Raw genomic sequence first — 23,522 nt, 5'->3', positions numbered from 1 at the left:
CGGGAACGTGATGGACGCTGGACTGTTGATCCTCCGGCTGGTGGTGGGCCTGCTCATCGCCGGGCACGGGGTGCAGAAGGTGAGCTTCCACCTCGGAGGCGGGGGCCTGGCGGGCGGGACGGAGGAGTTCCGCCGCGACGGGTTCCGCGGCGGCCGGCTGACGGCGCTCGCCGCGGGGGCCGGCCAGATCGGTTCCGGTCTGTTCCTGGCCGCCGGGCTGCTCACCCCCCTGGCCGCGGCGGTCGCGGCGGGAGTCATGACCGTCGCGGTCACCGTGAAGCGGCCGAAGGGGCTGTGGGTGCAGAACGACGGCTACGAGTACCCGTTGGTCCTCGTGGCCGTCACCGCCGCCCTGGCCCTCACCGGGCCCGGGCGGTGGTCCGCGGACCAGCTGCTGGGCCTCACCTCCTGGCCGCTGTGGGCGGCGCCGGCCGCCGTCGTGGCCGGTCCCGGGAGCGGGCTGCTCACCCGCCTGGTCCTGCACCGGCCGGCGACGGCGGGGGGAGGGGCCGGGCGTGCGCGGGCTGCTGGGTGACGCCTTCCGCACCCTGTGGCCGCGGGGCGAGGAGACGCACGGCCCGCTGCCTCCCCTCCTGCTGGCGCTGACGGTCGCCACCGGGCTGGTGGACGCGGTGAGTTACCTGGCGCTCGGCCACGTCTTCGTCGCCAACATGACGGGCAACGTGGTGTTCCTCGGCTTCGCCCTGGCCGGGGACGCCGAACTGTCGGCCCTCGCGCCGGTGGCCTCGACGGCTGCCTTCCTCCTCGGCGCGCTGGCCGGGGGCAGGCTCGGTACCCGGTTCGCCGGGCACCGGGCCCGCCTGCTGGCGGCGGCCGCGGCCGGGGAGACCGCGCTGGTCGCGGCCGCCGTGGTCGCGGCGGCCGTCGCGCACGGCCGGGTGACCCCGGGCGTCCAGTACACGCTGATCGCGTTCCTCGGGCTGGCGATGGGGCTGCAGAACGCGGTCGCCCGCCGCCTGGGCGTCCCCGACCTCACCACGACGGTGCTGACGCTGACCCTCACCGGTCTCGCCGCGGACTCCGGCCCGGCCGGGGGCGAGGCGCCACGTCCCGGCCGGCGGGTGCTGTCGGTGGCCGCCATGTTCCTCGGCGCGCTGACGGGCGGGGCGCTGGTCCTCGCCGGGCACCTCGTGGCCACGCTCGCGCTGACGCTGGCGCTGCTGGCGGCCGTCGCCGCGGCCGCCCACCGGTACCGGTCGGCCGACGCCGCCTGGGTCCGGCCGCGTCCCTGACCCGCGCCGCCCCGGCGGCCGGCCGCGACGGGACGCCACCGCGCGGAGGGGCCCAGCACCTGACGGGTGCCGGGCCCCTCCGCCGTCTTCGCGGTCCCTCCGCTGTCCTCCGCGGCCCTTCGGCCGTGCCGCGTGGCGCCTCCGCCGCGTGGCGCCTCCGCCGTGCGGCGTGGCGCCTGCGGGCCGTCCCTCGCGGCCCGTTCGCTCTGGCTGCGTGGCCCTCCGCTGTCCTTCACGGCCCTTCGGCCGTGCCGCGTGGTGCCTCCGCCGTGCTGCGTGGCCCCTGCGTGCCGTCCCTCGCGGCCCGTTCGCTCTGGCTGCGTGGCCCTCCGCTGTCGTTCACGGCCCTTCGGCCGTGCTGCGTGGCGCCTCCGCCGTGCCGTGTGGCCCCTGCGCAGTCCTTCGCGGCCCGTTCGCCGGCTGCGTGGCCCTCCGCTGCCCTTCGTGGCGCCTCCGCCGTGATGATCGCGGCGCTTCGGCCGCGCTGCGTGGCGTCATCCGCCGTCCGTCGCGGCCCCGCGCCGTCCTGCCGTACCTCGCCGCCCCGCCGTCGTCCGCCGTCCGTCGCGGCCCCGCGCCGTCCTGGCCGGCCCTCGCCGCCCCGCCGTCGTGGGGCGGCGCTCAGTCGCGGTCCGCCATGAGGTCGGCGATCACGCCCTCGAGGTCGACGTGCCGTCCCTCCGTGCCCGGCGGCACCAGCCGGCCGGTCCGGCTCAGGAACGCGGTGACCGCGGGCGCGGCGATCTCCAGCACAGCCGCGCCCGCCCTGGACCGCACGACCACCCGCACCCAGGAACGGCGGTCGCGCCGGTGCGGCGACACGAGGACGTCCCCCGCGCCCGCCGGCCTGCGCACCCCCTCCGCCAGCAGGCTGCGGGCGAACACCCAGTGGACCGCGTCCGGGCCGGGCGCACCGACGGACAGGCGCACCGCGTACGGGTCCGTCCGGTCGTAGCGCAGTTCCGCCGTCAGCGGCGTCGGCGGCACGTCGTCCACGACCACGTGCACGACGACCTCGTGCAGGACCTGACGCACAGGGCACCCCCATCGCTCCCGCGCCGGCAGGGCCCGGGGATTCGTCTCGTGCCGTCACGGTAGGGCGCCACCTGGCCGGTTCTTGCCGTCGGACGAACGGGATGTTGTCCCAGAGGGACGAGAGGGACGGGCCCGCGAACCGCCTCCCCGCAGCCGGCGGAGGACACCGGGGCCCGCGGGTACAGTGCACCTCGGTGCGACCGGGGGAGGCGTGCGGATGTCGGGGGCGGGCGAACGCGAACTCGTGGGACGCGGGCGGGAGCTGGCGCTTCTGGACGGGGTGCTGGAGGCGGTCCTGGAGGGTTCCGGCGGCTTTGCGGTGACGCTGCGGGGCGAGGCGGGCATCGGCAAGACGGCCCTGCTGGGCTGGACCACGGCCCGGGCGCGCGAGCGTGGCTTCGAGGTGCTCGCGGCGGTCGGCTCGGTGGCCGAGGCGGAGCTCGCCTTCGGCGCCTTCCACCAGATCGTGTGGCCCCTGCTCAGGCGTCCCACCGCGGTGCCCGACCGCGGGCGGGAGGCGCTGGAGTGCGCGACGGGACTGCGGGACGGCGAACCGCCCGGCGGCGTGATGCTCGGCGGGGCGGCGCTCGACCTGCTCGCCGAGGCCTCCCGGGAACGCCCGCTGCTGATCACCGTCGACGACCTGCACTGGGTCGACACGTCGAGCGCGGCGGTCCTCGCGTTCCTGCGACGGCGCATCAGCACCCTGCCGGTGGTCATGGTGAGCGCGGGGCGCGACGAGGGCGCGGCCGCCGAGGCGCGGGGCGCGGACCTGGTGCACGTCGGCGCCCTGGAGCACGGCGCCGCCGAGACCCTGCTGCGCAGCACCCATCCCGGCCTGTCGGAGGCGGAGTCCACCCGGGTGCTGGAGGAGGCGCGCGGCAACCCCCTGGCGCTGATGGAACTCCCGCGGCGGCTCCACCCCGAGCCCGGCGGCGTCCTCGCCCCCCTCGGGCACCCCGACGGACCGCGGCCCCTCGGCGACCGGCTGGAACTGCTGTTCACCGACCGGATCATGGCGCTCTCGGCCGACGCCGCGCTCACCCTGCTGCTCACCGCCCTCGGCTCCGCCACCGCCTGGGACGGCGTGGCCTGGCTCGGCTCGGCGCCGGGCCTCGACGCCGAGGCGGTCCTCGCGGACATCGAGGCGAGCGGCCTCGCCCGGCTGGACGACCGGGGGACCCTCTCCTTCCGCCACCCCCTGGTCAGCAGCGCCGTCATCTCCCTCGCCTCGCCGCAGGAACGGCGCAGGGCCCACGGCATCCTGGCCGAGGGCCTGGACGCGGACGATCCGCGCCGCCCCGTGCACGAGGCGCTCGCCGCCGTGCGGCCCGACGAGTCGCTCGCCCGGCGGCTGCAGGAGGCCGCCCGCGGCCTCGCCCGGCGCGGCGGCGACGCCGAGGGGGCGGCGCTGATGGACCGTGCGGCCGCGCTGAGCACCGAACCCGGGAGCCACGCCGAACGCCTGGTGTGGGCCGCCGTGATGTCGGCGCGCGGCGGACGGCTCGCCCACGCCGCCCAGTTGGTCGAGGAACTGCGACGGCTCACGATCCCGGCGGACTTCGCCCCGCTGTTCGCCTTCGCCGTCGTGTACGTCGACCAGAGCCACCTGGTCGACTTCGAGTCGTCGTTCACCCTGCTGCCCGAGGCGCTGGAAGCCCTCTCCCGGACCGGCGCCGAACGGTTCGACGGGCTGGCCGAGCAGATGTACTTCAAGCTGCTGCTCGCCACCGCGTACACCGGCGACCCGCGCGGCAGGCGGGCGCTGGACCGGTACGCGGACGAGGTGTCGCCCCTGGCCCGGCTGTGCGCCCGCGCGTGGCGGGACCCGGCGCGCACCGCGCACGGGGTGATCGGCGAACTCGAGGCGCTCACCGCCGCGATGAGCGCGGAGCAGGAGGCCGGCGCGTCCTGGCTGCTGCTGTGGACGGCCTCGGCGGTGGACGCCGCCGACGAGAAGCTGTGGCGCCGATCCACCGGCGAGCACACCTACGCCACCACGGGGTCGATCGCCAAGGCCCGCCTCCACCACGACTTCCTGCGCGGCCGCTGGGAGAGCGCGCCCGAGTGCCTGCAGGAGGCGCAGGCGGCGGACGCCCTCGGCTACCACTGCAACGCCCTGCTGTTCCGGCACTACTACGCGCACGTCCTCGCCGGCCGGGGCGACGAGCGGGGGCTGCGGGAGATCGACGAGCGGATCCGGCCGGCGGCCGAGGCGGCCCGGATGCGCTTCGTCACCGACCACCTCACCCACCTGGGCGCCCTCGCCGCCCTGGCGCACGGGCGGGCCGCCGACGCCTACCGCGTCCTCGCCCGGCTCACCCCGCCGGGAACGCTGCCGGACGGCATGGCCTGGTTCCACCTGCCGTTCCTCGACCTGGTCGACGCGGCCGTGCGCACCGGACGCACCGAGGAGGCCCGGGCGCACGTCGCCGCGGGCCGGGCGGCCCGGATGGCCGGGATGTCACCGCACCACGCCTTCCTGCTGGCCGCCGCGGAGGCCCTGGCGGCGCCCGAGGAGGAGGCCGAGGCCCGGTTCCGCGCCGCGTACGCGGTGCCCGGGGCCGAGCAGTGGGTCTTCCCCATGGCCCGCCTGCGGCTGGCCCACGGCGCGTGGCTGCGCCGACGCCGCAGGGCCGAGGCCGCGCAGACGCTGCGGCGGGCCCGGGAGACGTTCCTCCGGCTGGACGCCGGCCCCTGGGCCGACCGCTGCGCGGAGGAACTGGAGGCGATCGGCGACCCGGCCGCGGCCCGGGACGGCGGGCCGGCGGCGCTGACCGGCCAGGAACTGCGCATCGCCCGCCTGGCCGGGACGGGACTGACGAACAAGGAGATCGGCGTACTGCTGCAGCTGTCCCCGCGGACCGTCGCCGCCCACCTGTACAAGATCTTCCCCAAGCTGGGCATCACCTCACGGGCGGCCATCTCCCGCGCCCTCGGCGACGACCGCGGGCACGAGCCGGGCTCCGCCCGGGGGCACGGCGGCGACGAGCGGGGGCACGACGGCGGGGACGAGCGGGGGCCCGGCGGCGGGGGCGGGCGGGGGCGCGACCGGCTGCCCGGCTGAGGTGACCCCGTCGGCGGGCCGCACGCCCGCCGTCGTGGCCCGCAGGTCCCGCCAGTCCCGGGGCGAGACGCCGTAGCGGGCGCGGAAGGCCCGGCTGAAGTGGGCCGCGTTGACGAAGCCCCAACGGGCGCCGACCGCGCCGACCTTCGTCCGCCGGCCGTCGCCGCGGCCGAGTTCGCGCCGCCCCTCCTCCAGCCGGCGCGTCTGGATCCAGGCGCTGAGCGTCTCGTCGCGGACCTCGAAGAGCTTGTGCAGCCGCCGGACGGAGACGAAGTGGGCCGCCGCCACCGCCGCGGGGTTCAGCCCCGGGTCCGCGAGGTGTTCGTCGACCCAGCCGCGCACCCGGCGCAGGAGTTCCGCGTCCCCGTCCGCCGGCTCCTGCTCGGTCGCCTCGACGACCAGCGCGGCGGTCAGGTCCGCGAGCTGGTTCCGCAGGCGCACCGCCGCGCACTCGGTCCAGGCGTCCGCCTCCCGTCGCGCGAGGGCGAGCAGCAGCAGGCGCAGCAGGGAGGCGGTGCCCCGGGTCGCGTCGTAGGTCCGGCCGCAGGCGTGGGCGAGGCGCTCGTCGGGGCACAGGAGGTGGGGCCGCGGGAGCGACAGCACGGCCACGGCCGCAGCGGCCGTCCCGGTGCCCGCCGGCCAGGGCCGGGCCGAGTCGGCCAGGAGCAGCCGGCCCGGGGCGAACCGGCCGCCGGCGACCGGGCCGTCCGCGCGCTGCCCGGCCGCGGGGGCGTCACCGAGCGGCGCGCAGACGAGGATCCGGCGTTCCCCGGACGCGTGCGCGGCATCCATGACCTCGATGCCCGGCAGGACGTCGAACGGGAGGCGGTTGAGGCGTGGCGCGGGCGCGGGGGCGGGACGCGGCGGGCACGGGGCCGCCGTTGCCGTTCGGGCGGAGGGAATCTGCATGACGTACTCCCCGGCGGGTGGGCGAGCTGGACGGACACGACGTCCGCCCATCCACCGTCGCCGCTCCCGGCAGCGGTCATGTAGGTCATGTGACCGGCTGCCGGGGGAACAGGGCCGGATCGGCCGTCTCCGTCACCGGGACCGCCCGCCGGACGCCGCCCGCCGCGACCGGCGGCAGGGCCGGACCACGGGGCCCGGGGAACACGGGGAGCCCGGTGAGCCCGGTGAGCCGCCACTGCCGGGGCGGCACCCCGAACACCTCCTTGAAGGTCCGGCTGAAGTGGGCGGGACTCTGGAAGCCCCAGCGCTGCGCCACCGCGGAGATCGTCGGGCTGGCCCGCCCCCGCCGGGCCAGCTCACCTCCGCACTCCTCCACCCGGCGCTGCCGGATGAGCCGGCCCACCGTCACCCCCTCGCCCTCGAACAGCCGGTGCAGGTAGCGCACCGATATGTGGTGGACGGCGGCGATCCGCTCGGGGGAGAGGCCCGGATCCGCCAGGTTCTCGTCGATGTAGCGGCGGACCAGCGTCACCAGGTGGTGGCGGGAGTCCCCCGGAGGGACGTCGTCCTGCGGAAGTGCCTCGTCGGCGAGGAGCGCGAGGGCCTCCACGGCGCTCCCGGCCAGCAGTTCCGCCACGGCGGGCGGGACCTGGCGTGCGGTGTGCGGCAGTTGCTCCAGGAAGGGGGCGAGGAGCATCGCCGTGCCGGTCTCCCGGCCGACCGCGCGGCCGGTGATCCCCGCGGCCCGCTCGGCGGACAGCCCCAGAAGACGCTCCGGCAGCACCAGCAGCAGCATGCCGAACGGTTGCCGCTGCTCCAGCGAGAACGCCCGCCGCGGGTCCACGAAGGCGAGGTCCCCGGGGTGCAGGGCGGCGCTCCGCCCGTCCTGGGTGAGCGTCGCGGCGCCAGGCCCCTGCACGGCGAGGGCCACCCGGTGCACGGGGGCCCCGGTGACGAGCCGTGGCGTGCGGTGCACCCGCACCGGGCCCGCCGCCACGGACAGCAGGCTCACCTGGCCGAGCCGGGCCACGGCCGCGGTGGCCTCCGCGCCGGCCGGGGCACGCCACTCGTACCGGGCGGGGGCGACCAGGGCGTCGAAGCGGTCCTGCCAGGAGGCGGGCGCGGCCGGTACGGCACCGGGTCCCGCCGTGGGCCGTTCGGGCCTCTCCTCCATGCGCGCTCCTCACGTCGTCGTACCGGCCCTCGGCTCCACCCTGGGGGCGGCGGACCCGGGGCATCTAGGTCATTCGACGTGCCGCCGCGCGGGCCGGGCGCGCATCGGTACCCGTGCGGATCGGACCGGCTCGGGCAACAGGTGTGCGCGCAGCGGCATGTCCCGTTCACCCAGGTCGGCCGTCCGCCGGGGGCCGGGCCCTAGGGTGGTGCTCCGGTAGCCGTCGATCCGGGCGTCGCGCCCGCGCGCAGGAGTCACTCGTGGACCATCGCTCCGAACCGCCGCCGGTCCTCGAACGGCCGGTTCAGGCCTTCGCCGACGCCTACGGCACCGACACCTCCGGCACCGACGCCCGCGACACCGAGGCCTACGGCACCGGCACCGGCGCCCGCGCCACCGCGGCTCCCGGCGACCGCGACGCGTCCGCCGACCACCGGGCGCCCGGCGACCGGGACCGGGCGCGCGACGCGCGCGACGCGGGCGACCGCACCGCCGCGCTGCTCGGCGAGGCGGAGAGGTCCCCCGACGTCGACGAGGAGTGGCTGGCCCTCCCCGGAGACGACGGCGAACGCGTCCGGGTGCGGATCCTGCGCCCGGCCGGCGCGGAGGAGGCCCTGCCGGTCGTCCTCTACCTGCACGGCCTGGGCGGGGTCCGGACCACGGCCGGCGCCCACCAGCGGCTGCTGGAGGACGTGGTCCTCGGCGTGGACGCGGCCGTCGTCGTCCCCGAGTACGACCTCGCGGGGACCGCCCCGCATCCGGTGGTGCTGGAGCAGGCGTACACCGTGCTGCGCTGGATCGCCGGGCACGGCGCGGAGTGGCGCCTCGACGGCTGCCGGGTGGCCGTCTACGGGGTTTCCACCGGCGCCAACCTGGCCGCCGCCCTCGCCCTGCTCGCCAAGGAACGCGGCGACGTCGACCTGCTGTACCAGGTGCTGGTCTGTCCCGTGGTGGACGCCGGCATGGGCACCGCCTCGCACCGGCTCTTCGCCAGCGGTTACGTCGTCGGCGGCGCGGCCCTGCGCGCCTTCTGGCAGCGCTACCTCCCCGACGGCGCGCCGCGGGCCGCGGCCACCGCCTCGCCCGCCCGGGCGACGGCCGACCAACTGCGCGGCCTGCCACCCGCGTTGGTGCTGACCGCCGAGGCCGACGCGGTACGCGACGAGGGCGAGGCGTACGCGGCGCGGCTCCGGGCGGCGGACGTGCCCGTCGTGTCCGCGCGCTACCAGGGCACGATCCACGGCTTCGTCCTCTTCGACCCGCTGCGCCACAGCTGGGCGAGCCGCGCGGCCCGCGTGCAGACCCTCGACACCCTGCACGTCGCCCTGCACCGGGCCTGGTGAGGGCCCACCCCCCGGTTTCCGTGCTGTGCCCGCACGGTTCTTGCCCCTGCCCGCAGCGCCCGGGACGGCGGGGCGCCGCACGCCTAGCGTCGGAGCCGGAGCCGGAGCCGGTGAGCGGGTGGCTCCGGAGGTGAGGTGCGGGTGCGGCCGGCGGAGGGGTGCGGGCCGATGGGAGGACAGGCCGGCGAGGACGACGGGACGCTGGTGGGCCGCGACGCGCCGTGGGGCGTCCTGCGGGAAGCGGTGCGGGAGGTGGCGGACCGCGGCCGTGCCCTGTGGCTGCGCGGAGAGGCCGGTCTCGGCAAGACCGCCCTGCTGGAGCGGGTGGCGGCGTTCGCCGCGGAGTCCGGGCTGCGGGTCCTGCGGTTCGCCGGCTCCGAACAGGAGGCCGACCTCGCCTTCGGCGTGCTGCACCAGCTGGTCTGGTCGCTGCCCGCCGGCCACCGGGACGCGCTGACCGACTCCCAGCGGCTGGCCCTCGAACGCGCCCTGGGGACGGAGCAGGGGGAGGCCGAGGGCGGACTGGCCGTGGCGGCGGCGACCCTCGCGCTGCTGGGCCGGGCCGCCGAGGACCGGCCCGTCCTGCTGGTCGTGGACGACCTGCAGTGGGTGGACGCGTCGAGCGCGCGGATCCTCTCCTTCGTGCAGCGCCGACTGGCCCCGCTGCCCGTCGTCATGGCCGTGGGCCTCCGCACGGAAGGGGCACTGCCCGGTCCGTCCCGCCTGGACAGCACGGGCGCGCGCCTGCTGGACCTGGCCCCGCTGACCGACGCGGAGGCCACCGCGCTCCTGGAGCGGCGCCACCCCGAGCTGGGCACGGAGGCCCGGGCCCGGCTGCTGCGCGAGGCGGCCGGCAATCCGCTGGCGCTGGTGGAACTGCCCGCCCAGCTGGACCGCTCGCACCGGACGGGGCGGCTTCCGCTGCCGGAGGACCTGCCGCTCGGCGAACGCATCGAACAGGCGTTCGCCGCGCGCCTGGTCGTGCTGGAGGAGCCCACCCGCCGCCTGCTCCTGCTGTGCGCGCTGGCCGGACCCGGGCAGCAGCCCGTGCGGCTCGCGCTGGAGGCGGCCGCCGCCGCGGGCGAACCGCTCCCGGAGACCGCCCTGGAACCGGCCGAGAGGGCCGGGCTCGTGCGCCTGCAGCACGCCCGGCTGACGTTCGGCCACCCCCTGGTGCGGGCCTGCGTGGTCCGCGCGGCCTCCGCCGCCGAACGCCGGCGCGCCCATCGCGCCCTGGCGGCGGCGCTGCCCGACGACGAACGCCGGGACGCCCACCTGGCGGCGGCCGCGATCGGCCCGGACGAGGCCCTGGCCGGGCGCCTGGAACGGGCGGCCGAGCGGACGGCGCGGCGCGGCGGGCACCCGGAGGCCGTGACGCTGCTGACCGGTGCCGCGCGGCTCAGCCCTCACCGTGACCGGCGCGGCGCCCGGCTCACGGCCGCCGCCCACACCGCGTCCGTCGCCGGCCAGGTGACGCTCGCCGCGGACCTGCTGGCCGAGGCCGAGGCCACCGGAGCGCCGACGCGCGGCGACCGCGCCCTGTGGGACTTCACGGACGCCTACGTGCGCTTCCAGCGCGACGGCGACCTGACCCGCGCCGCCGAGGTCCTGCCCGACGTCCTCGCCGCCTTCCGGGGCGGCGAGGACACGGCCGCGCTGCACGGTGCCGCCCGCTTCCTGCTCCACCTCACCGCCACCTGCTCCAACCGGCCGTCGCTCTGGGAGGCGCTCGAGGAGGAGCTGCCGCACTCCCCGCCCGCGACCCGCCTCTCCTTCGACGTCTGGCACGACCCGGCCGCCGGCGGGCACGGCGGCGCCGAGCGGCTGCGCGCCCTCGTCGCGCCGCTCACGCCCCGGCAGGAAGGCGCGGACGCCTGGCCGCTGCTGTGGATCGCCGCGGCCCTGGACGAGGTGGACGAGCACGCCCAGCTGTGGCACCGCCTCGCCCAGCAGGCGCCCTACCTGACCCAGGCCTACGTGGACAACGCCACCTGCCTGGACGACTGGGTCCGCGGCCGCTGGGACCGCTGCCTCACCGTCGCCCGCAAGGGCGCGCGGACGGCCCGGGAACGCGGCTGCGGCTTCCACGCCCGGATGTTCCTGCACGCGGAGGCCCGCGTGTACGCCGGACGCGGGCAGCGGGACGCGCTGGAGGCCGTCGCCGGGCGGATCGAGCCCTGGGCCCGCGCCCGCGGGCAGTCCTACCTCCTGCGGCGCCTCACCGGCATGCGCGCCACCTGCGCGCTGACCCTCGGCGAGTACGACACGGCCTTCGCCCTGGCGGCCTCGCTGACCCCGCCGGGCACCTTCCCGGCGGAGGAGCCCCACCCCCACCACGTCCTCCTCGACCTCGTCGAGGCGGCCCTGGACACCGGCCGCCGGGCCGCGGCGCTCGCCCACGTGGCCGCGGCCCGCGCCCGGCGCCTCGGCGAGATCTCCCCGCACCACGCCTTCGTGCTGGCCGCCGCCGAGGCCGTCACGGCCGGGGACGACGAGGCGGACGACCTGGCCCGCGCCGTTCGGGCGATGCCGGGCGCGGAGAAGTGGCCGTTCGAGCTGGCCCGGGTGCAGCTGCGCCACGGCCGGTGGCTGCGGCGCCGGCACCGGCCCGAGGAGGCCCAGGAGCACCTGCGGGCCGCCCACGCGGTCTTCGGCCGGCTCGCCGCCGGGCCCTGGCAGCGCAGGGCGGCCGAGGAGCTCAGGGCCGCCGGGGCGGTCGTCGCCAGTGCCCGTCCCGCGGGGGAGTGGGGGCTGACCGCGCAGGAGGCCCGCATCGCGCGGCTGGTCGCGTCGGGGCTGACCAACGGGGAGATCGCCGAGCGGCTGAAGGTCTCGCCGCGGACGATCGGCACCCACCTCTACAAGATCTTCCCCAAGGTCAACGTCTCCTCCCGGGCCGCCCTGGCGCACGCCGTGCGGTCGGCCGACGACCGGTGAGCCGCGCCCGCCCGACCCCCGGCCCCCGACCCCCGGCCCCGGCCCGCGGCATCCGCGGCCCCCGGCATCCCCGGCCCGCGGCCCGTGGGTCCCTCAGGCGCCGGGCTCCCCGCGCCCGTGACGGCGGAACTCGCGCGGCGACATCCCGTACGCGGCGCGGAACCGGCGGGCGAACCAACTGGCGTCGGTGATGCCGCAGCGGGCGGCCACGGCCGCCACCGTGAGCGTGTCGTGGCGCGGCGAGGCCAGCAGGGCGCGGGCCGCCCCGAGCCGCTCGGCGATGATCCACTGCTCCAGGGCGACGCCCTCGCGCCGCAGCACCTGGTACAGCTGACGCACCGACACGGAGCACGCCGCCGCGATCCGCTCGGGCGTGAGGCCCGGGTCGCCCAGGTGCTGCCGTGCGTAGCTCATCGCCCGGGTGAGCACGGTCTCGCCCATGACCGACCGCACCGCCGTGTCGTCCCGGTCCCGCGCGGCGGACACCAGCAGGGCCCGCACCAGGTCGGTGGTGCTCCGCGCCAGCGCGTCGGCCGCGGGGTCGGCCTCCAGCCGGCCGGGGTCGCGCCACAGCTCCCGCAGGTGGCCCAGCACCAGGTCGTGCAGGGGGCTGGCCCGCAGCCGCAGGGTCGCCTTCGCCACCAGCTCCACCGGCAGGGCGATGTCGTCGGCGTCGATGAGCATCACCTGCGAGGCCCCGTCCCCGGACCAGCCGTAGACGCGGGGCACCAGTTCGTGGAAGACGGTGACGTCACCCGGCCCGAGCAGCTGCTGCCGGCCGCACATCTCCGCCCGCCCCACCCCCCGGCGCTGCAGGGAGACCGAGATGCCCGGCCTGCTGCGCTGCCGGCGCATGTGCCAGTCCGTCCGGTGCAGGGAGAAGCCGGTGTTGCGGGTGGACAGCAGGGGCAGGCCGCCGACCCACCACGCCTCCATCCGCGCCCGCACGCCTCCGTGGGGCTTCTCGTGCACGATCCGGTTGGGCACGTTGTCGTTGGTCAGGGCGTGGTGGAAGGCGTCGACGCGGTCCTCCGGAGCCACGGTGTCGAGGTCCAGCAGCAGCATGGTGCTCCCGTGTCACTGGGTGTCTGTTGTCGGCGAGGTGGAGCGGTGACGGGGCGGCGGGTCAGGAGCGCCCGGGCCGCCCGGAGCGGGCGAGACGCCGCCAGGCGCCCGGGGAGATTCCGTAGTCCTCGCGGAACCGCCGGCCGAAGTGGCTCGCTTGGCCGAAGCCGCGGCGCCGCGCGACGGCCTCGACCGTGAGGCCGTCGCACGCCGCGGAGGCGAGGTCCTCGTGGGCCTGTTCCAGACGCTCGGTGATGATCCACTGTTCGAGGCTGGTCCCGGCACGCCGGAACAGACCGTAGAGACCGCGCACCGAGACACCGTGCTGCCGCGCGATCATCTCCGGGCCCAGCGCCGGATCCGCCAGGTGCTCGCGGACGAACGCCCGGACGCGGGTGAGGAGGGTGTCGTCCGCCACCGAACGGCTCAGCGGCGGCCGGTCGTCCGCGGCGGCGGACACCAGCAGCGCCCGCACCAGCCCGACCGTCGCCCGGGCCACGTCCGGGGCGCCGGGGTCGGCCGCGACCGCCCCGGGATCCCGCAACAGATCCGCCAGGTGCCGGTGCACGACCGGGTGGAGCGGGCAGGCCTGCAGACGCGGGGCCGCCTTCTCCCCGCACGCGACGGAGACGCCCAGGCGGTCGAGCGGCACGAGCAGCCCCGACGCCGTCCTCCTGCCGGGCCAGGCGCACCGGTGCGGAACCGCCGGGTCGCACACGTGGACGTCGAGCGCTCCGGCCGGCTGCCGTCCACCGGGGACCTCGCGCCCGCCCGCCCCCGTGGTCCGCAGCCCGACGCCCAGCACCGGACCGGTCTCCCGCCGGACGTGCCGCCCGGTGCGCGCCGGCCGGGAGCCGGTGCTCCACGGGGCGAACAGGATCAGGCCGTCGAGGTCCCACACCTCGCCCCGGACGTGCGGACCTCCCGGCGGGGAGACGGGCGACGCGTCCCTGTCCGGAACCACCATGGTCTCTCCCCCGTACGCGCACGATGGGCGACTGAATACCCCAGGCGCGGTTCGGCGCGCAAGACGGCGGCGCGGGGGTCCGCCGCCGTCGGGGTCGGGGTCGGGGCCGGGCAGGCTTCCGCGCGGGGAGGTGCCGCGCCGGCACCGGCGGACGGAGCACCCGCGGGAGATGGCCGGGACGCGCGAACTCCGTGCGCGCAGCGGGGACTTCGCCGCCGTGACGGCACGCGACGCCGCATGGAGCGGCGCCCTCACCCCTCGGACCGCCGCACCCGCGTCCGGGCCCGCCCTGACGCCCGGCCCGCTGCCGAGCGGGCGCGGGCACGGGCACGGGCGCGGCGCGGGCGCGGGTCCGGCGCGGGCGGGCGGTTACGCGGGTGCGGCGGGGGCGAGGGCGGGGACGCGGGTGAGGCCGAGGCGGGCGCCGGGCCTCCGGTCAGCCCGAGCCGACGCCCGTCTCCGGCGCCGTGCTCGTCGCCTCCCGGAGGCGGCGGGCCGGCGGGGTGAGCAGGCCGAAGAAGGTGCCCTCGGGGTCGGTCAGCTGGACCGAACGGCCGTCGGGACCGTCGGCGGGCGGCCGGGTGATCCGCCCGCCGAGTTCCACCGCACGGGCCGCCGCGCGGTCCACGTCCTCGGCGGCGAAACAGGCCAGCCAGTGCGCCCCACCACCGCGGTGGACCGACGGGCCCACGCCCCGGATGCCGAGGACCGGCCGGCCCGCGTGACGCAGCACCACCCGCTCCGCGACCGGCGAGGGGGCGCTCTCCCGCCGCAGGCCGAAGACCGTCTCGTAGAACTTGGCCGCGAACGGCGCCTCCGCCACCACCAGTTCGAGCCAGGTCGGGGAGCCCGGGCGGTCCGGGGCCGGCGGCGGGTAGGCGGGCGGCAGGCGGCGCACCCCGAACACCGCGCCGGACGGGTCGGAGCAGAACGCCAGACGTCCGCCCTCGGCGTCGTCCAGCGGACCCACGCCCACGGTGCCGCCGCACTGACGGATCGCCAGGGCCGCGCCGTCCACGTCGTCGGCACCGAGGAAGGGCGTCCAGACGCTGGGCAGCCGGACACCCGAGGGCAGCAGGCCGATGCCGGCGACCGGGCGGCCCTGGGCCGTGGCGATCAGCTCGTTCCCGCGGTGGCGCGTGCCGGGGAGGAACTTCCAGCCCAGCAGCGGGCCGTAGAAGTCCCGGGCGAGGCCCAGGTTCCGCGTCATCAGACTCACCCAGCAGGGCGCCCCGGGGGCGCCCGGTGCGCGTCCGGTGGTGGAGAAGTCGCTCACGTCGGCCGCCCCCGTTCTGTCCGTCATCGGTCTTTTCATGGTTTCCGTACCCCTTTTTCCGGGGAGTCGGAGGGTTCTGTCTTCTCGGCGGATCCCCGCCCCGGGCCGGAACATGCACCGCTGTTACGCGCGCTGTTCACCTCTGTACGCCGTCCGCACGCGCTGTGCGCGAACGTGCGCGGTGCGTGACCGAAGCCGCCGTGGCGGAGCAGCGTAGCCAACGCGGCGCGGTGTGGCCATCCGGGGCCCCGTCCGGCGTGGCGTACGCAGGGGCCGACCGCTCCGGGCGGGAGCGGCCCGCCGGTTGGCCGGGGCGGCGGCGGGTCGGGCAGGATGCGGGGCATGAACTCTGCACTGGTGACGGCCGCCGAACTGGCCGGACTGCTGGACGGCCCGACTCCTCCCGTGCTGCTCGACGTGCGCTGGCAGTTGAGCGTCGCCAAGGCGAACGGGGAACCCGGGTTCGACGGACGTGCCGAGTACGAGCGCGGGCACCTGCCGGGCGCGGCCTACGTCGACCTGGACCGGGAGCTCGCCGGGCCGCCGGGGGAGGGTGGCCGCCACCCGCTCCCGGACCTCGGCGTCCTGGCCGCGGCCCTGCGCCGGGCCGGGGTGTCCGCGGGGCGGCCGGTCGTCGCCTACGACGGAGGTATCGGCTGGGGCGCGGCTCGGGCGTGGTGGCTGCTGCGGTGGGCCGGCCACAGGGACGTGCGGGTGCTGGACGGCGGCCTGCCGGCCTGGCGCGGGCCGCTGGCGGAGGGGCCCGGACCCGCGCCCGAGGAGGGCGACTTCGTGCCGGAGCCGGGAGGCATGCCGGTGGTCGACGCGGCGGGTGCCGCCGAACTCGCCCGCGGGGGCCTGCTGCTGGACGCGCGGGCGGGGGAGCGGTACCGGGGGGAGGTCGAGCCGGTGGATCCGGTCGGCGGTCACATCCCCGGCGCGGTGTCCGCGCCCACCTCGCTCAACACGGGCCCCGACGGCCGGTTCCGGCCGCTGGGCGAACTGGCCGCTCACTACGCCGAGTTGGGCGCGGCGAAGGAGGGTGCCCGGGTGGGCGTCTACTGCGGCTCGGGCGTCTCCGCGGCGCAGGAGGTCCTGGCGCTGGAACTGGTGGGCATCCGGGCGGCCCTCTATCCCGGTTCCTGGTCCGAGTGGGTCACCGACCCCTCCCGCCCGGTCGCCAGGGGCTGAGCACACCGTCCGGCCGACGCGGCGCGCGCGTCGGCCGGGAGGCGGCTACTCCGAGTTCTTCTTGCGGCGCGTGCCGAAGACGATCTCGTCCCAGCTCGGGACCGCGGCCCGGCGGCCCGGGCGGACCCCGTCCGCCTCGGCCTGCCGGTCGGTCGCCCCGATCAGACGGTCACGGTGGCTGCTGACCGCCCGCGGCATCAGCACGTCCGCGTAGGCGGAACCCGCCCCCGCGGACGCGGCCGGCGGTTCCTCGACGTCCGGCTCCGTGTCGGGTCCGTCGGCCCCGTCTCCGGGCCGCTCCGGCACCACCAGGTCGCCCCGGAAGCTCGGCACCGCCTCCAGCAGGCTGGTGAGCGAGTCCCCGCTCTCCTCCACCGGATCCGACGGCTGCGCCTGCGCCGGCACCACCGCGCGCTCCGGCCGGTCACCGCGGTCCCGGTCCCTGTCCCGGTCACGGTCGCGGTCGCGCGGCAGGCGGGCGATCCGCGGCACAAACGGGTGCGCCGGCTCCGCCGGGCCGAGGTCGTCGGACTCGCCGATCAGCGACCGCGCCTCGTCGTCCACCGCGGTGACCAGGCGGCGCGGCGGGTCGTAGGTCCAGCTCGCCGTGTGGGGCTCGCCCGCCACGCGGTAGACCAGCAGCACTTCCCAGGTGCCGTCGTCCCGGCGCCAGGAGTCCCACTGCACCGTGTCCTTGTCGGCGCCGCGCAGCAGCAGCCGCTCCTGCACCGCCTCGCCCAGCGGGGGGCCGGTGTTCTCGCCCGGGCGTCGCACCGGGGTCTTGCGGGCGCGCTCCGCCATGAAGGCGCGCTCGGCCAGCACGGGGCCCTCGAAACGCCTCACCCGGTCCACCGGGATGCCGGCCAGCTGGGCGACCTCCTCCGCGGTGGCACCCGCCCTTATACGGGCCTGGATGTCGCGGGGGCGGAGGTGGCTCTCCACCTCGATCTCGATCTGTCCGAGACGGGGGCGGTCGCCGCGTACGGCGGCGCGCAGCCGTTCGTCGATCGGAAGCGTGTACTCCGTGCTGTCCGCAGCCTTGAGCACCAGCCGTGTGCCGTCATTGGAGACGGCCACGACACGCAGTTCGGGCATGGGGACCTCCCGGGTGGTGCCTGCCGACGTCACGTGCGTCGCTGCTTCCGCTAGTCGAGTGTGGCCTGCCCGGGTGCAGCCTGCCACAACCTTGCCGAGTTGCCCGGCGTGTCGGGCGCCGGGCCCAGGCACACCGCCATGGCACGGTTACCTGTTTGCAACGTCAAGTGACCCACATCGGTCACCCTGCGCACCAGCCTCCCTCCCCGGCGCTCCTGACGGATCGCGGGCGCCCAGGCGGGAGTCCGGACCCAGGGCTCTGAACACTACTCCATTTGGGCCACGTGCGTGGATTGGCGCGCCGGTCGAATCGGGGCGGGTCGCCCCAAGATCGCCTCGGCCCGACGCTTCAAGGGCCGCAAGGCCCTTGCAACGTGGCGCAGTTCACGCCCCGGTCCACGCCCCTGATCCCTGCCCCGTCCCGCCGGTTCCAATCACCCGCACCGCCGCGGGCCCGCCGGACCGGTCACCGAAGGTCCGCCCCTCGGCCGCTACTCGCCCAGTACCCGCCTCAGGTAGTCGTTCTGGAAACGCCGGTCGGGATCCAGCCGGTTCCGCAGTTCCCGGAACTCACCGAAACGGGGGTAGACCCCGGAGAGGTACTCCGCGTCCCTGCTGTGGACCTTGCCCCAGTGCGGACGGCCCTCGTACGCGGTGAAGATGCGTTCCGCCATGGTGAAGTAGGCCTGGTACGGGGTCCCCTGGAACATGTGCACGGCTATGTAGGCGCTGTCCCGGCCGGAGGCGGTGGACAGCGGTATGTCGTCGGCGGGCGCGGTGCGGACCTCCACCGGGAAGCTGATCCGCAGCCCCGACCGGTCGATCATGGACCGCAGTTCGCGCAGCGCGTCCACCACGGCCTCCCGCGGCAGGGCGTACTCCATCTCCACGAACCGCACCCGGCGCGGTGAGGTGAACACCTTGTACGGGATGTCGGTGTAGGTGCGCGAGGAGAGCGCGCGGCTGGACATCCGCGCGATCGCCGGTATGGCCGCCGGCACCGCCCGGCCGAACCGGTTGACCACCTCGAAGACGCCGTTGGACAGGAACTCGTCCTCGAACCAGGCGCCCGCGCGCCCCAGCGGACGCGGCGGGCCGGGGCTGCGGTTGTTGCGCTTGGTGTTGCAGTTGCCGGTGTGCGGGAACCAGTAGAACTCGAAGTGCTCGTTGCCCGCCCAGAGTTCCTCGAAGGAGGCGGTCACCCGCTCGAAGCTCATCGGCTCCTCGCGGGCGGTGAGCAGGAAGACCGGCTCCACCGCGAAGGTGAGCGAGGTGACCACGCCCAGGGCGCCCAGGCCGATCCGCGCCGCGGCGAACACCTCGGCGTTCTCCTCGCGGGAGCAGGTGAGCACCGAGCCGTCGGCGGTGACCAGGTCGAGGGCGACCACCTGCGCGGCGATCGAGCCGGACTGCCGCCCGGTGCCGTGGGTCCCCGTGCCGACGGCACCGGAGACCGTCTGCTCCATGATGTCGCCCATGTTGGTCAGCGACAGCCCCTCGCCGGCCAGCGCGGCGTTCAGCTGCTTCAGGGGGGTCCCGGCACCGACGGTCACCGTGCCCGCATCCCGGTCGATGCGGTGCACCCCGGCCAGCCGTTCGGGCCGGAGGAGCACGCCGTCGGTGGCCGCGGCCGCGGTGAAGGAGTGGCCGCTGCCGGCCGGCTTCACCCGCAGTCCCCGCTCCGCCGCCCGGCGCACCGTCTCGGCGACCTCCTCGGCGCTGCCGGGGGAGGCCTGTTCGGCGGGGCGGGCGCTGACGTTGCCCGCCCAGTTACGCCAGGTTCCGCTCTGCCTCGCCCGCGCGCTCGCCGTGCTGTTCGACAACGGTGCCTCCCCGCCACGGAGCCGGCCTGAGGAGCCGGCGGTATCCCAGGAAACCGACCGCCACCGCGACGGCCCCGGCGACCGCCGGAACCACGTACCCGGTCCGCGCCCCGGCCGCGTCGATCACCAGACCGGCCGCCGAGGAACCGAGCGCGACGCCGACCGCCAGGCCGGTGCTGATCCAGGTCATGCCCTCGGTCAACTGCGCGCGTGGTACGTGCTGCTCGATCAGGGACATCGTGGTGATCATCGTGGGAGCGATGAAGAGGCCCGCGACGAACAGCGCCACGGCCAAGAACGGCAGGTTCCCGACCAGTTGGAGGGGGATCATACTCGCGGCCATCGCACAGACGCCCACCAGCCAGCGCCTTTCCGGACGGCCCTGCACGCGCAGCACGCCGAAGACCAGTCCGGCGGCGCAGGAGCCCGCCGCGTACACCGCCAGCACCAGGCTGGCCGCCGACTTGTGGCCCAGCTCCTCGGCGAAGGCCACCGTCACCACGTCCACCGCGCCGAAGATGGTGCCCGTCGCCACGAAGGTGACCACCAGGACCTGCAGACCGGGGGAGCGCAGGGCGCTGCCCCGCACGTGCTCCTCCGGCGGATGCGGCCGCGGCTCGGTGGCGCGCTGAGAGGTCAGCCAGAAGACGCCGGTCGCCAGGAACACCGCCGCAAGCAGCGGCCCGGACTCCGGGAACCAGGCGGTGGACAGGCCGATGGAGACGATCGGGCCGACGATGAAGCACACCTCGTCGATCACCGACTCGAAGGAGTAGGCGGTGTGCAGCAGCGGGGTGCCGCGGTAGAGGACGGCCCAGCGGGCGCGCACCATCGAGCCCAGGCTCGGCACGCAGCCGATCAGCGCGGCGAAGACGAACAGTGTCCAGTCCGGCCAGCGGAACCGGGTCGCCAGCAGCAGGCCGGCCGCCCCGGTCAGCGCCACCAGCACCGCCGGGCGCAGCACCCGGCTCTGCCCGAGGCGGTCGACCAGCCGGGATATCTGGGGTCCTAGGAGGGCGGAGGAGAGCGCGATGGTCGCCGAGAGGGCGCCGGCCAGTCCGTACCGGCCGGTGACCTGGGAGATCATGGTGACCACGCCGATGCCCATCATGGACAGCGGCATGCGCCCGACGAGTCCCGCGGCGGCGAAGCTGCGGGTGCCGGGAGACGCGAAGAGGGCGCGGTAGGGCGTGGGCACGGGCTCTCCGGGGAAAAGGGGCGTCGCGGCCCTGGTCACGAAGTGGTTGGCCGATACAGCTTACGGCTGTTTCGACCAGGTGTGCCCGGGTGTACGGGCGGTCCGAGGGGAGCGCGGGGGCAGAGGGGGCGCAGGGCTCCGGACGGTCCGGGCGGAGGGCTCGGCCGGACGACTCGGCCGGGCGGCCCGCTTGCCCCGCCGTCGGTGGCTGGTGGGAAGATCTAGGCATGCCAGATGTGCTCGAATCCTCCCCTTACGACGCATTGCTGCTGCTCTCCTTCGGCGGCCCCGAGGGCCCCGACGACGTGGTCCCGTTCCTGGAGAACGTCACCCGGGGGCGCGGCATCCCCAAGGAACGCCTCAAGGAGGTGGGTCAGCACTACTTCCTGTTCGGCGGCGTCAGTCCGATCAACGACCAGAACCGCGAGCTCCTCGGAGCCCTGCGCAAGGACTTCGCGGAGCACGGGCTGGACCTGCCGGTCTACTGGGGCAACCGCAACTGGGCCCCCTACCTGACCGACACCCTCCGCGAGATGGTCCGCGACGGACGCCGCCGCGTCCTGGTGCTGGCCACCAGCGCCTACGCCTCGTACTCCGGCTGCCGCCAGTACCGCGAGAACCTCGCGGACGCCCTGGCGACCCTGGAGGCGGAAGGGCTCGAACCGCCGCGGGTGGACAAGCTGCGGCACTACTTCAACCACCCCGGCTTCGTGGACCCGATGATCGACGGCGTGGTCGAGGCCCTCGCCGACCTTCCCGAGGAGGTGCGCGACGGCGCCCACCTGGCGTTCACCACGCACTCCATCCCGACCGCGGCCGCCGACACCTCCGGCCCGGTGGAGGACCACGGGGACGGCGGCGCCTACGTCCGTCAGCACCTCGACGTCGCCCAGGTGATCGCCGACGCCGTGCGCGAGCGCACCGGGGTCGAGCGGCCCTGGCAACTCGTCTACCAGTCGCGGTCCGGCGCCCCGCACATCCCGTGGCTGGAGCCGGACATCTGCGACCACCTCGAGGAGCGGCACGCGGCCGGCGCCCCGGCCGTGGTGATGGTCCCGATCGGCTTCGTCTCCGACCACATGGAGGTCCTGTACGACCTCGACACCGAGGCGAAGGCGAAGGCCGAGGAGCTGGGCCTGCCGGTCCGCCGTTCCGCGACCGTGGGCGCCGATCCCCGGTTCGCGGCCGCGATCCGGGACATGATCGTGGAGAGGGCGGCGGTCGAACGCGGGCAGCGGGTGACGCCCTGCGCCCTGGGCGCGCTCGGCCCCAGCCACAACGTCTGCCCGGTGGGCTGCTGTCCCGCGGCGCGTGACCCGAAGCCCGCCGCCGCGGGCGCGGACAGCCCGTACGCCTGACGGGGGCGGACGGGGCGGGGCAGGGCTGGGCGGGTGCGGGACGGCGAGCGCGCCGCCCCACCCCGCCTCCCTCGCACCGTCCCGCACCGCACCGGATCGCACGGCCCGCACCGCACCGCACCGCCCGCACCGCACCGCACCCCACCGGACCGAGAGGACGCGAGGACACCGTGACGGAACCGCACCGGACGGAATTGCGCCGGGAACTGCTGGAGATCGCCCGGGAGGCGGCCCGCCGGGCCGGTGAGCTGCTGCGCGACGGACGCCCCGCCGACCTGGAGGTGGCGGCCACCAAGTCCAGCCCCATCGACGTGGTCACCGAGATGGACATCGCCGCCGAAAAGCTGATCGTCGACCTGATCTCCGCCCGGCGGCCCGAGGACGGCTTCCTCGGCGAGGAGGGCGCCTCCTCCGTCGGCACCAGCGGGGTGCGCTGGGTGGTCGACCCGCTCGACGGCACCGTGAACTACCTCTACGGCCTGCCGTCCTGGTCGGTCTCCATCGCCGCCGAACTCGACGGCGAGACCCTGGCCGGCGCGGTGGAGATCCCGATGCGCGGCGAGGCCTTCCACGCCGTGCTCGGCGGCGGAGCCTGGGTGACCGGCCTCTCCTGGGACGGGGAGCGGAAGCTGGCCGTGCGGCCGTCGCCGCCCCTGGACCAGGCGCTGATCGCCACCGGGTTCAACTACGTGACCGCCGTGCGCACCCACCAGGCCGAGGTGGCGCGCGCACTGCTGCCCCTGGTCCGCGACATCCGGCGCGGCGGGTCCGCCGCCGTCGACCTGTGCGACCTGGCCGCCGGGCGGCTCGACGGCTACTACGAGCGGGGCCTGCACCCCTGGGACCGGGCGGCCGGCGACCTGATCGCCCGGGAGGCCGGGGCCGTCACCGGCGGCCGCCCGGGCGAGCGGCCCTCCGACGACCTCACGGTGGCCGCCACGGCCGGTGTCGTGGAGCCCCTCCAGAGCCTCCTGGAGCGCCTGGGCGCCTGGCACGACTGAGGTGTGAGCTGTTTCACCGCGGGCCCCTCGCGCGCCGCGCCGGGGGCCCGCGGGCCGGTTGACCCGCGGTGACCTGCGCACATGGACCGGAGGTGTCCTGGAGCCGAACCCCTGGCCTATGCCAGATTTTCTTGCCGCCCAAGGTTTCCGTCACGTGACGCGTGGGGAGGACGGTCTCAACCCCGCGATCACGCTCCGCACGTGCCGTAGCACCATCCGGCACGTCACGGCCCCGTCCGGTGTCCCGTTTCCCCGGAGGCACGGCCGGACGCACGGCCCGCGTGATCGTCCCTTCCCGACCCACGACCCAGGACGAGGGGGCGCCGCATGGACGCATTCACCGCAGGGCTTCTCCAGCGCATAAGGGCTGCCGAGTCGCACCTCACGCGGGCCCGCGACGAGGGCGACGAGTTCGCCGCCGAGGTGGAGCAGGGTGAGCTGGACGACCTGCGCCGCCTGGCCGCCGAGCACGGGGTGGAGGTCGGCGCCGCGAGCGCCTGACCGAGCCCCGCCAGGGGCGCCGCGCGCCCAGGTGCCGTCGCCCCGGCACCCGCACCACCCGGCACCGCAGTACCGGCACCACCCGCCACCCGGCGGCATCGCAGTGCCGGCACCACCCCCGGGGGCACCGCACCACCCGCCACCCGGCGGCACCGCACCACCCGGCACCGCAGCACGCACCACCGCACCACCCTGTTCCGTCGACGGGCCCCGGCATCCGCCGGGGCCCGTTCGGCTGCCCGGCAGCCTCCCGCCTTACCTCCGACTTACCGGCCGAAGAGGCAGGATGGAGGCCGGTACCACCGGAAGACGTCAGGCCGGTGGATGTT

At 76.4% G+C, this 23,522-nt stretch carries 17 protein-coding genes and 1 pseudogene; 9 read left to right on the top strand and 9 right to left on the bottom strand.

Annotated features, from left to right (window positions below; translation table 11 throughout):
- Window positions 1-10 precede the first annotated feature (10 nt).
- On the top strand, window positions 11-535 hold the full coding sequence (locus ACWD3O_RS10875; RefSeq protein ID WP_451409134.1) for a DoxX family protein: 525 nt from the start codon (window positions 11-13) through the stop codon (window positions 533-535).
- Window positions 516-1,253, top strand: a complete 738-nt coding sequence (locus tag ACWD3O_RS10870; RefSeq protein WP_451415646.1) for a YoaK family protein — start codon at window positions 516-518, stop codon at window positions 1,251-1,253. The genes ACWD3O_RS10875 and ACWD3O_RS10870 overlap by 20 nt, the downstream gene beginning before the upstream one ends.
- Window positions 1,254-1,874: 621 nt before the next feature.
- Here the strand turns inward: ACWD3O_RS10870 and ACWD3O_RS10865 are convergent.
- Complete coding sequence (locus tag ACWD3O_RS10865; protein WP_451409136.1) at window positions 1,875-2,288, bottom strand: SsgA family sporulation/cell division regulator; 414 nt, start codon at window positions 2,286-2,288, stop codon at window positions 1,875-1,877.
- A gap of 217 nt (window positions 2,289-2,505) precedes the next feature.
- On the opposite strand from ACWD3O_RS10865, the gene ACWD3O_RS10860 reads away from it, so the two are divergent.
- The gene (locus tag ACWD3O_RS10860) at window positions 2,506-5,355 is read left to right on the top strand and encodes an AAA family ATPase (protein ID WP_451415645.1); all 2,850 of its coding nucleotides are present in this window, start codon (window positions 2,506-2,508) and stop codon (window positions 5,353-5,355) included.
- Window positions 5,356-5,415: 60 nt separating this feature from the next.
- Here the strand turns inward: ACWD3O_RS10860 and ACWD3O_RS10855 are convergent.
- A pseudogene (locus ACWD3O_RS10855) lies at window positions 5,416-6,147 on the bottom strand (helix-turn-helix domain-containing protein); the annotation flags it as partial.
- A 202-nt stretch (window positions 6,148-6,349) separates the two neighbouring features.
- Window positions 6,350-7,438, bottom strand: a complete 1,089-nt coding sequence (locus tag ACWD3O_RS10850) for a helix-turn-helix domain-containing protein (RefSeq protein WP_451415644.1) — start codon at window positions 7,436-7,438, stop codon at window positions 6,350-6,352.
- Window positions 7,439-7,698: 260 nt separating this feature from the next.
- On the opposite strand from ACWD3O_RS10850, the gene ACWD3O_RS10845 reads away from it, so the two are divergent.
- Together ACWD3O_RS10845 and ACWD3O_RS10840 are read left to right on the top strand one after the other, a co-directional pair.
- Window positions 7,699-8,781 (top strand): alpha/beta hydrolase fold domain-containing protein, encoded by a 1,083-nt coding sequence (locus ACWD3O_RS10845; RefSeq protein ID WP_451409139.1) that lies wholly within the window; start codon window positions 7,699-7,701, stop codon window positions 8,779-8,781.
- Between the two features lie 168 nt (window positions 8,782-8,949).
- Window positions 8,950-11,718 (top strand): AAA family ATPase, encoded by a 2,769-nt coding sequence (locus ACWD3O_RS10840; protein ID WP_451415643.1) that lies wholly within the window; start codon window positions 8,950-8,952, stop codon window positions 11,716-11,718.
- Between the two features lie 93 nt (window positions 11,719-11,811).
- On the opposite strand, the gene ACWD3O_RS10835 is transcribed toward ACWD3O_RS10840, so the two are convergent.
- The 3 genes from ACWD3O_RS10835 to ACWD3O_RS10825 all read right to left on the bottom strand — a co-directional run bounded on the left by ACWD3O_RS10835 (window position 11,812) and on the right by ACWD3O_RS10825 (window position 15,053).
- Window positions 11,812-12,783, bottom strand: a complete 972-nt coding sequence (locus ACWD3O_RS10835) for an AraC-like ligand-binding domain-containing protein (RefSeq protein ID WP_451415642.1) — start codon at window positions 12,781-12,783, stop codon at window positions 11,812-11,814.
- Window positions 12,784-12,844: 61 nt separating this feature from the next.
- Window positions 12,845-13,750: a helix-turn-helix domain-containing protein gene (locus ACWD3O_RS10830; protein ID WP_451415641.1), complete on the bottom strand. Its 906-nt coding sequence runs from the start codon at window positions 13,748-13,750 to the stop codon at window positions 12,845-12,847.
- Between the two features lie 436 nt (window positions 13,751-14,186).
- A complete protein-coding gene (locus ACWD3O_RS10825; protein ID WP_451409143.1) occupies window positions 14,187-15,053 on the bottom strand; it encodes a VOC family protein in 867 nt (288 codons plus the stop codon).
- A gap of 306 nt (window positions 15,054-15,359) precedes the next feature.
- Between ACWD3O_RS10825 and ACWD3O_RS10820 the strand changes: the two genes are divergently transcribed.
- Window positions 15,360-16,217, top strand: a complete 858-nt coding sequence (locus ACWD3O_RS10820; RefSeq protein ID WP_451415640.1) for a sulfurtransferase — start codon at window positions 15,360-15,362, stop codon at window positions 16,215-16,217.
- A 45-nt stretch (window positions 16,218-16,262) separates the two neighbouring features.
- On the opposite strand, the gene sepH is transcribed toward ACWD3O_RS10820, so the two are convergent.
- The 3 genes from sepH to ACWD3O_RS10805 all read right to left on the bottom strand — a co-directional run bounded on the left by sepH (window position 16,263) and on the right by ACWD3O_RS10805 (window position 20,333).
- Window positions 16,263-17,312: a septation protein SepH gene (gene sepH / locus ACWD3O_RS10815; protein ID WP_451415639.1), complete on the bottom strand. Its 1,050-nt coding sequence runs from the start codon at window positions 17,310-17,312 to the stop codon at window positions 16,263-16,265.
- 491 nt (window positions 17,313-17,803) lie between these two features.
- Window positions 17,804-19,135 carry a D-arabinono-1,4-lactone oxidase gene (locus tag ACWD3O_RS10810; protein WP_451415638.1) on the bottom strand — a complete coding sequence of 444 codons (1,332 nt, stop codon included), beginning with the start codon at window positions 19,133-19,135 and terminating at the stop codon, window positions 17,804-17,806.
- The gene (locus ACWD3O_RS10805) at window positions 19,083-20,333 is read right to left on the bottom strand and encodes an MFS transporter (RefSeq protein WP_451409147.1); all 1,251 of its coding nucleotides are present in this window, start codon (window positions 20,331-20,333) and stop codon (window positions 19,083-19,085) included. The genes ACWD3O_RS10810 and ACWD3O_RS10805 overlap by 53 nt, the downstream gene beginning before the upstream one ends.
- 227 nt (window positions 20,334-20,560) lie before the next feature.
- Between ACWD3O_RS10805 and ACWD3O_RS10800 the strand changes: the two genes are divergently transcribed.
- The 3 genes from ACWD3O_RS10800 to ACWD3O_RS10790 all read left to right on the top strand — a co-directional run bounded on the left by ACWD3O_RS10800 (window position 20,561) and on the right by ACWD3O_RS10790 (window position 23,193).
- Window positions 20,561-21,691, top strand: a complete 1,131-nt coding sequence (locus ACWD3O_RS10800; protein ID WP_451409148.1) for a ferrochelatase — start codon at window positions 20,561-20,563, stop codon at window positions 21,689-21,691.
- A gap of 170 nt (window positions 21,692-21,861) precedes the next feature.
- The gene (locus ACWD3O_RS10795; RefSeq protein ID WP_451415637.1) at window positions 21,862-22,692 is read left to right on the top strand and encodes an inositol monophosphatase family protein; all 831 of its coding nucleotides are present in this window, start codon (window positions 21,862-21,864) and stop codon (window positions 22,690-22,692) included.
- A gap of 327 nt (window positions 22,693-23,019) precedes the next feature.
- Window positions 23,020-23,193, top strand: a complete 174-nt coding sequence (locus tag ACWD3O_RS10790; RefSeq protein WP_356133674.1) for a hypothetical protein — start codon at window positions 23,020-23,022, stop codon at window positions 23,191-23,193.
- Window positions 23,194-23,522: the final 329 nt, after the last annotated feature.

The sequence above is a fragment of the Streptomyces sp. NPDC002640 genome (genome assembly GCF_053592575.1).
Note: the sequence above shows the minus strand (reverse complement) of the source record. Positions and strands in the feature narration are given on the sequence as shown.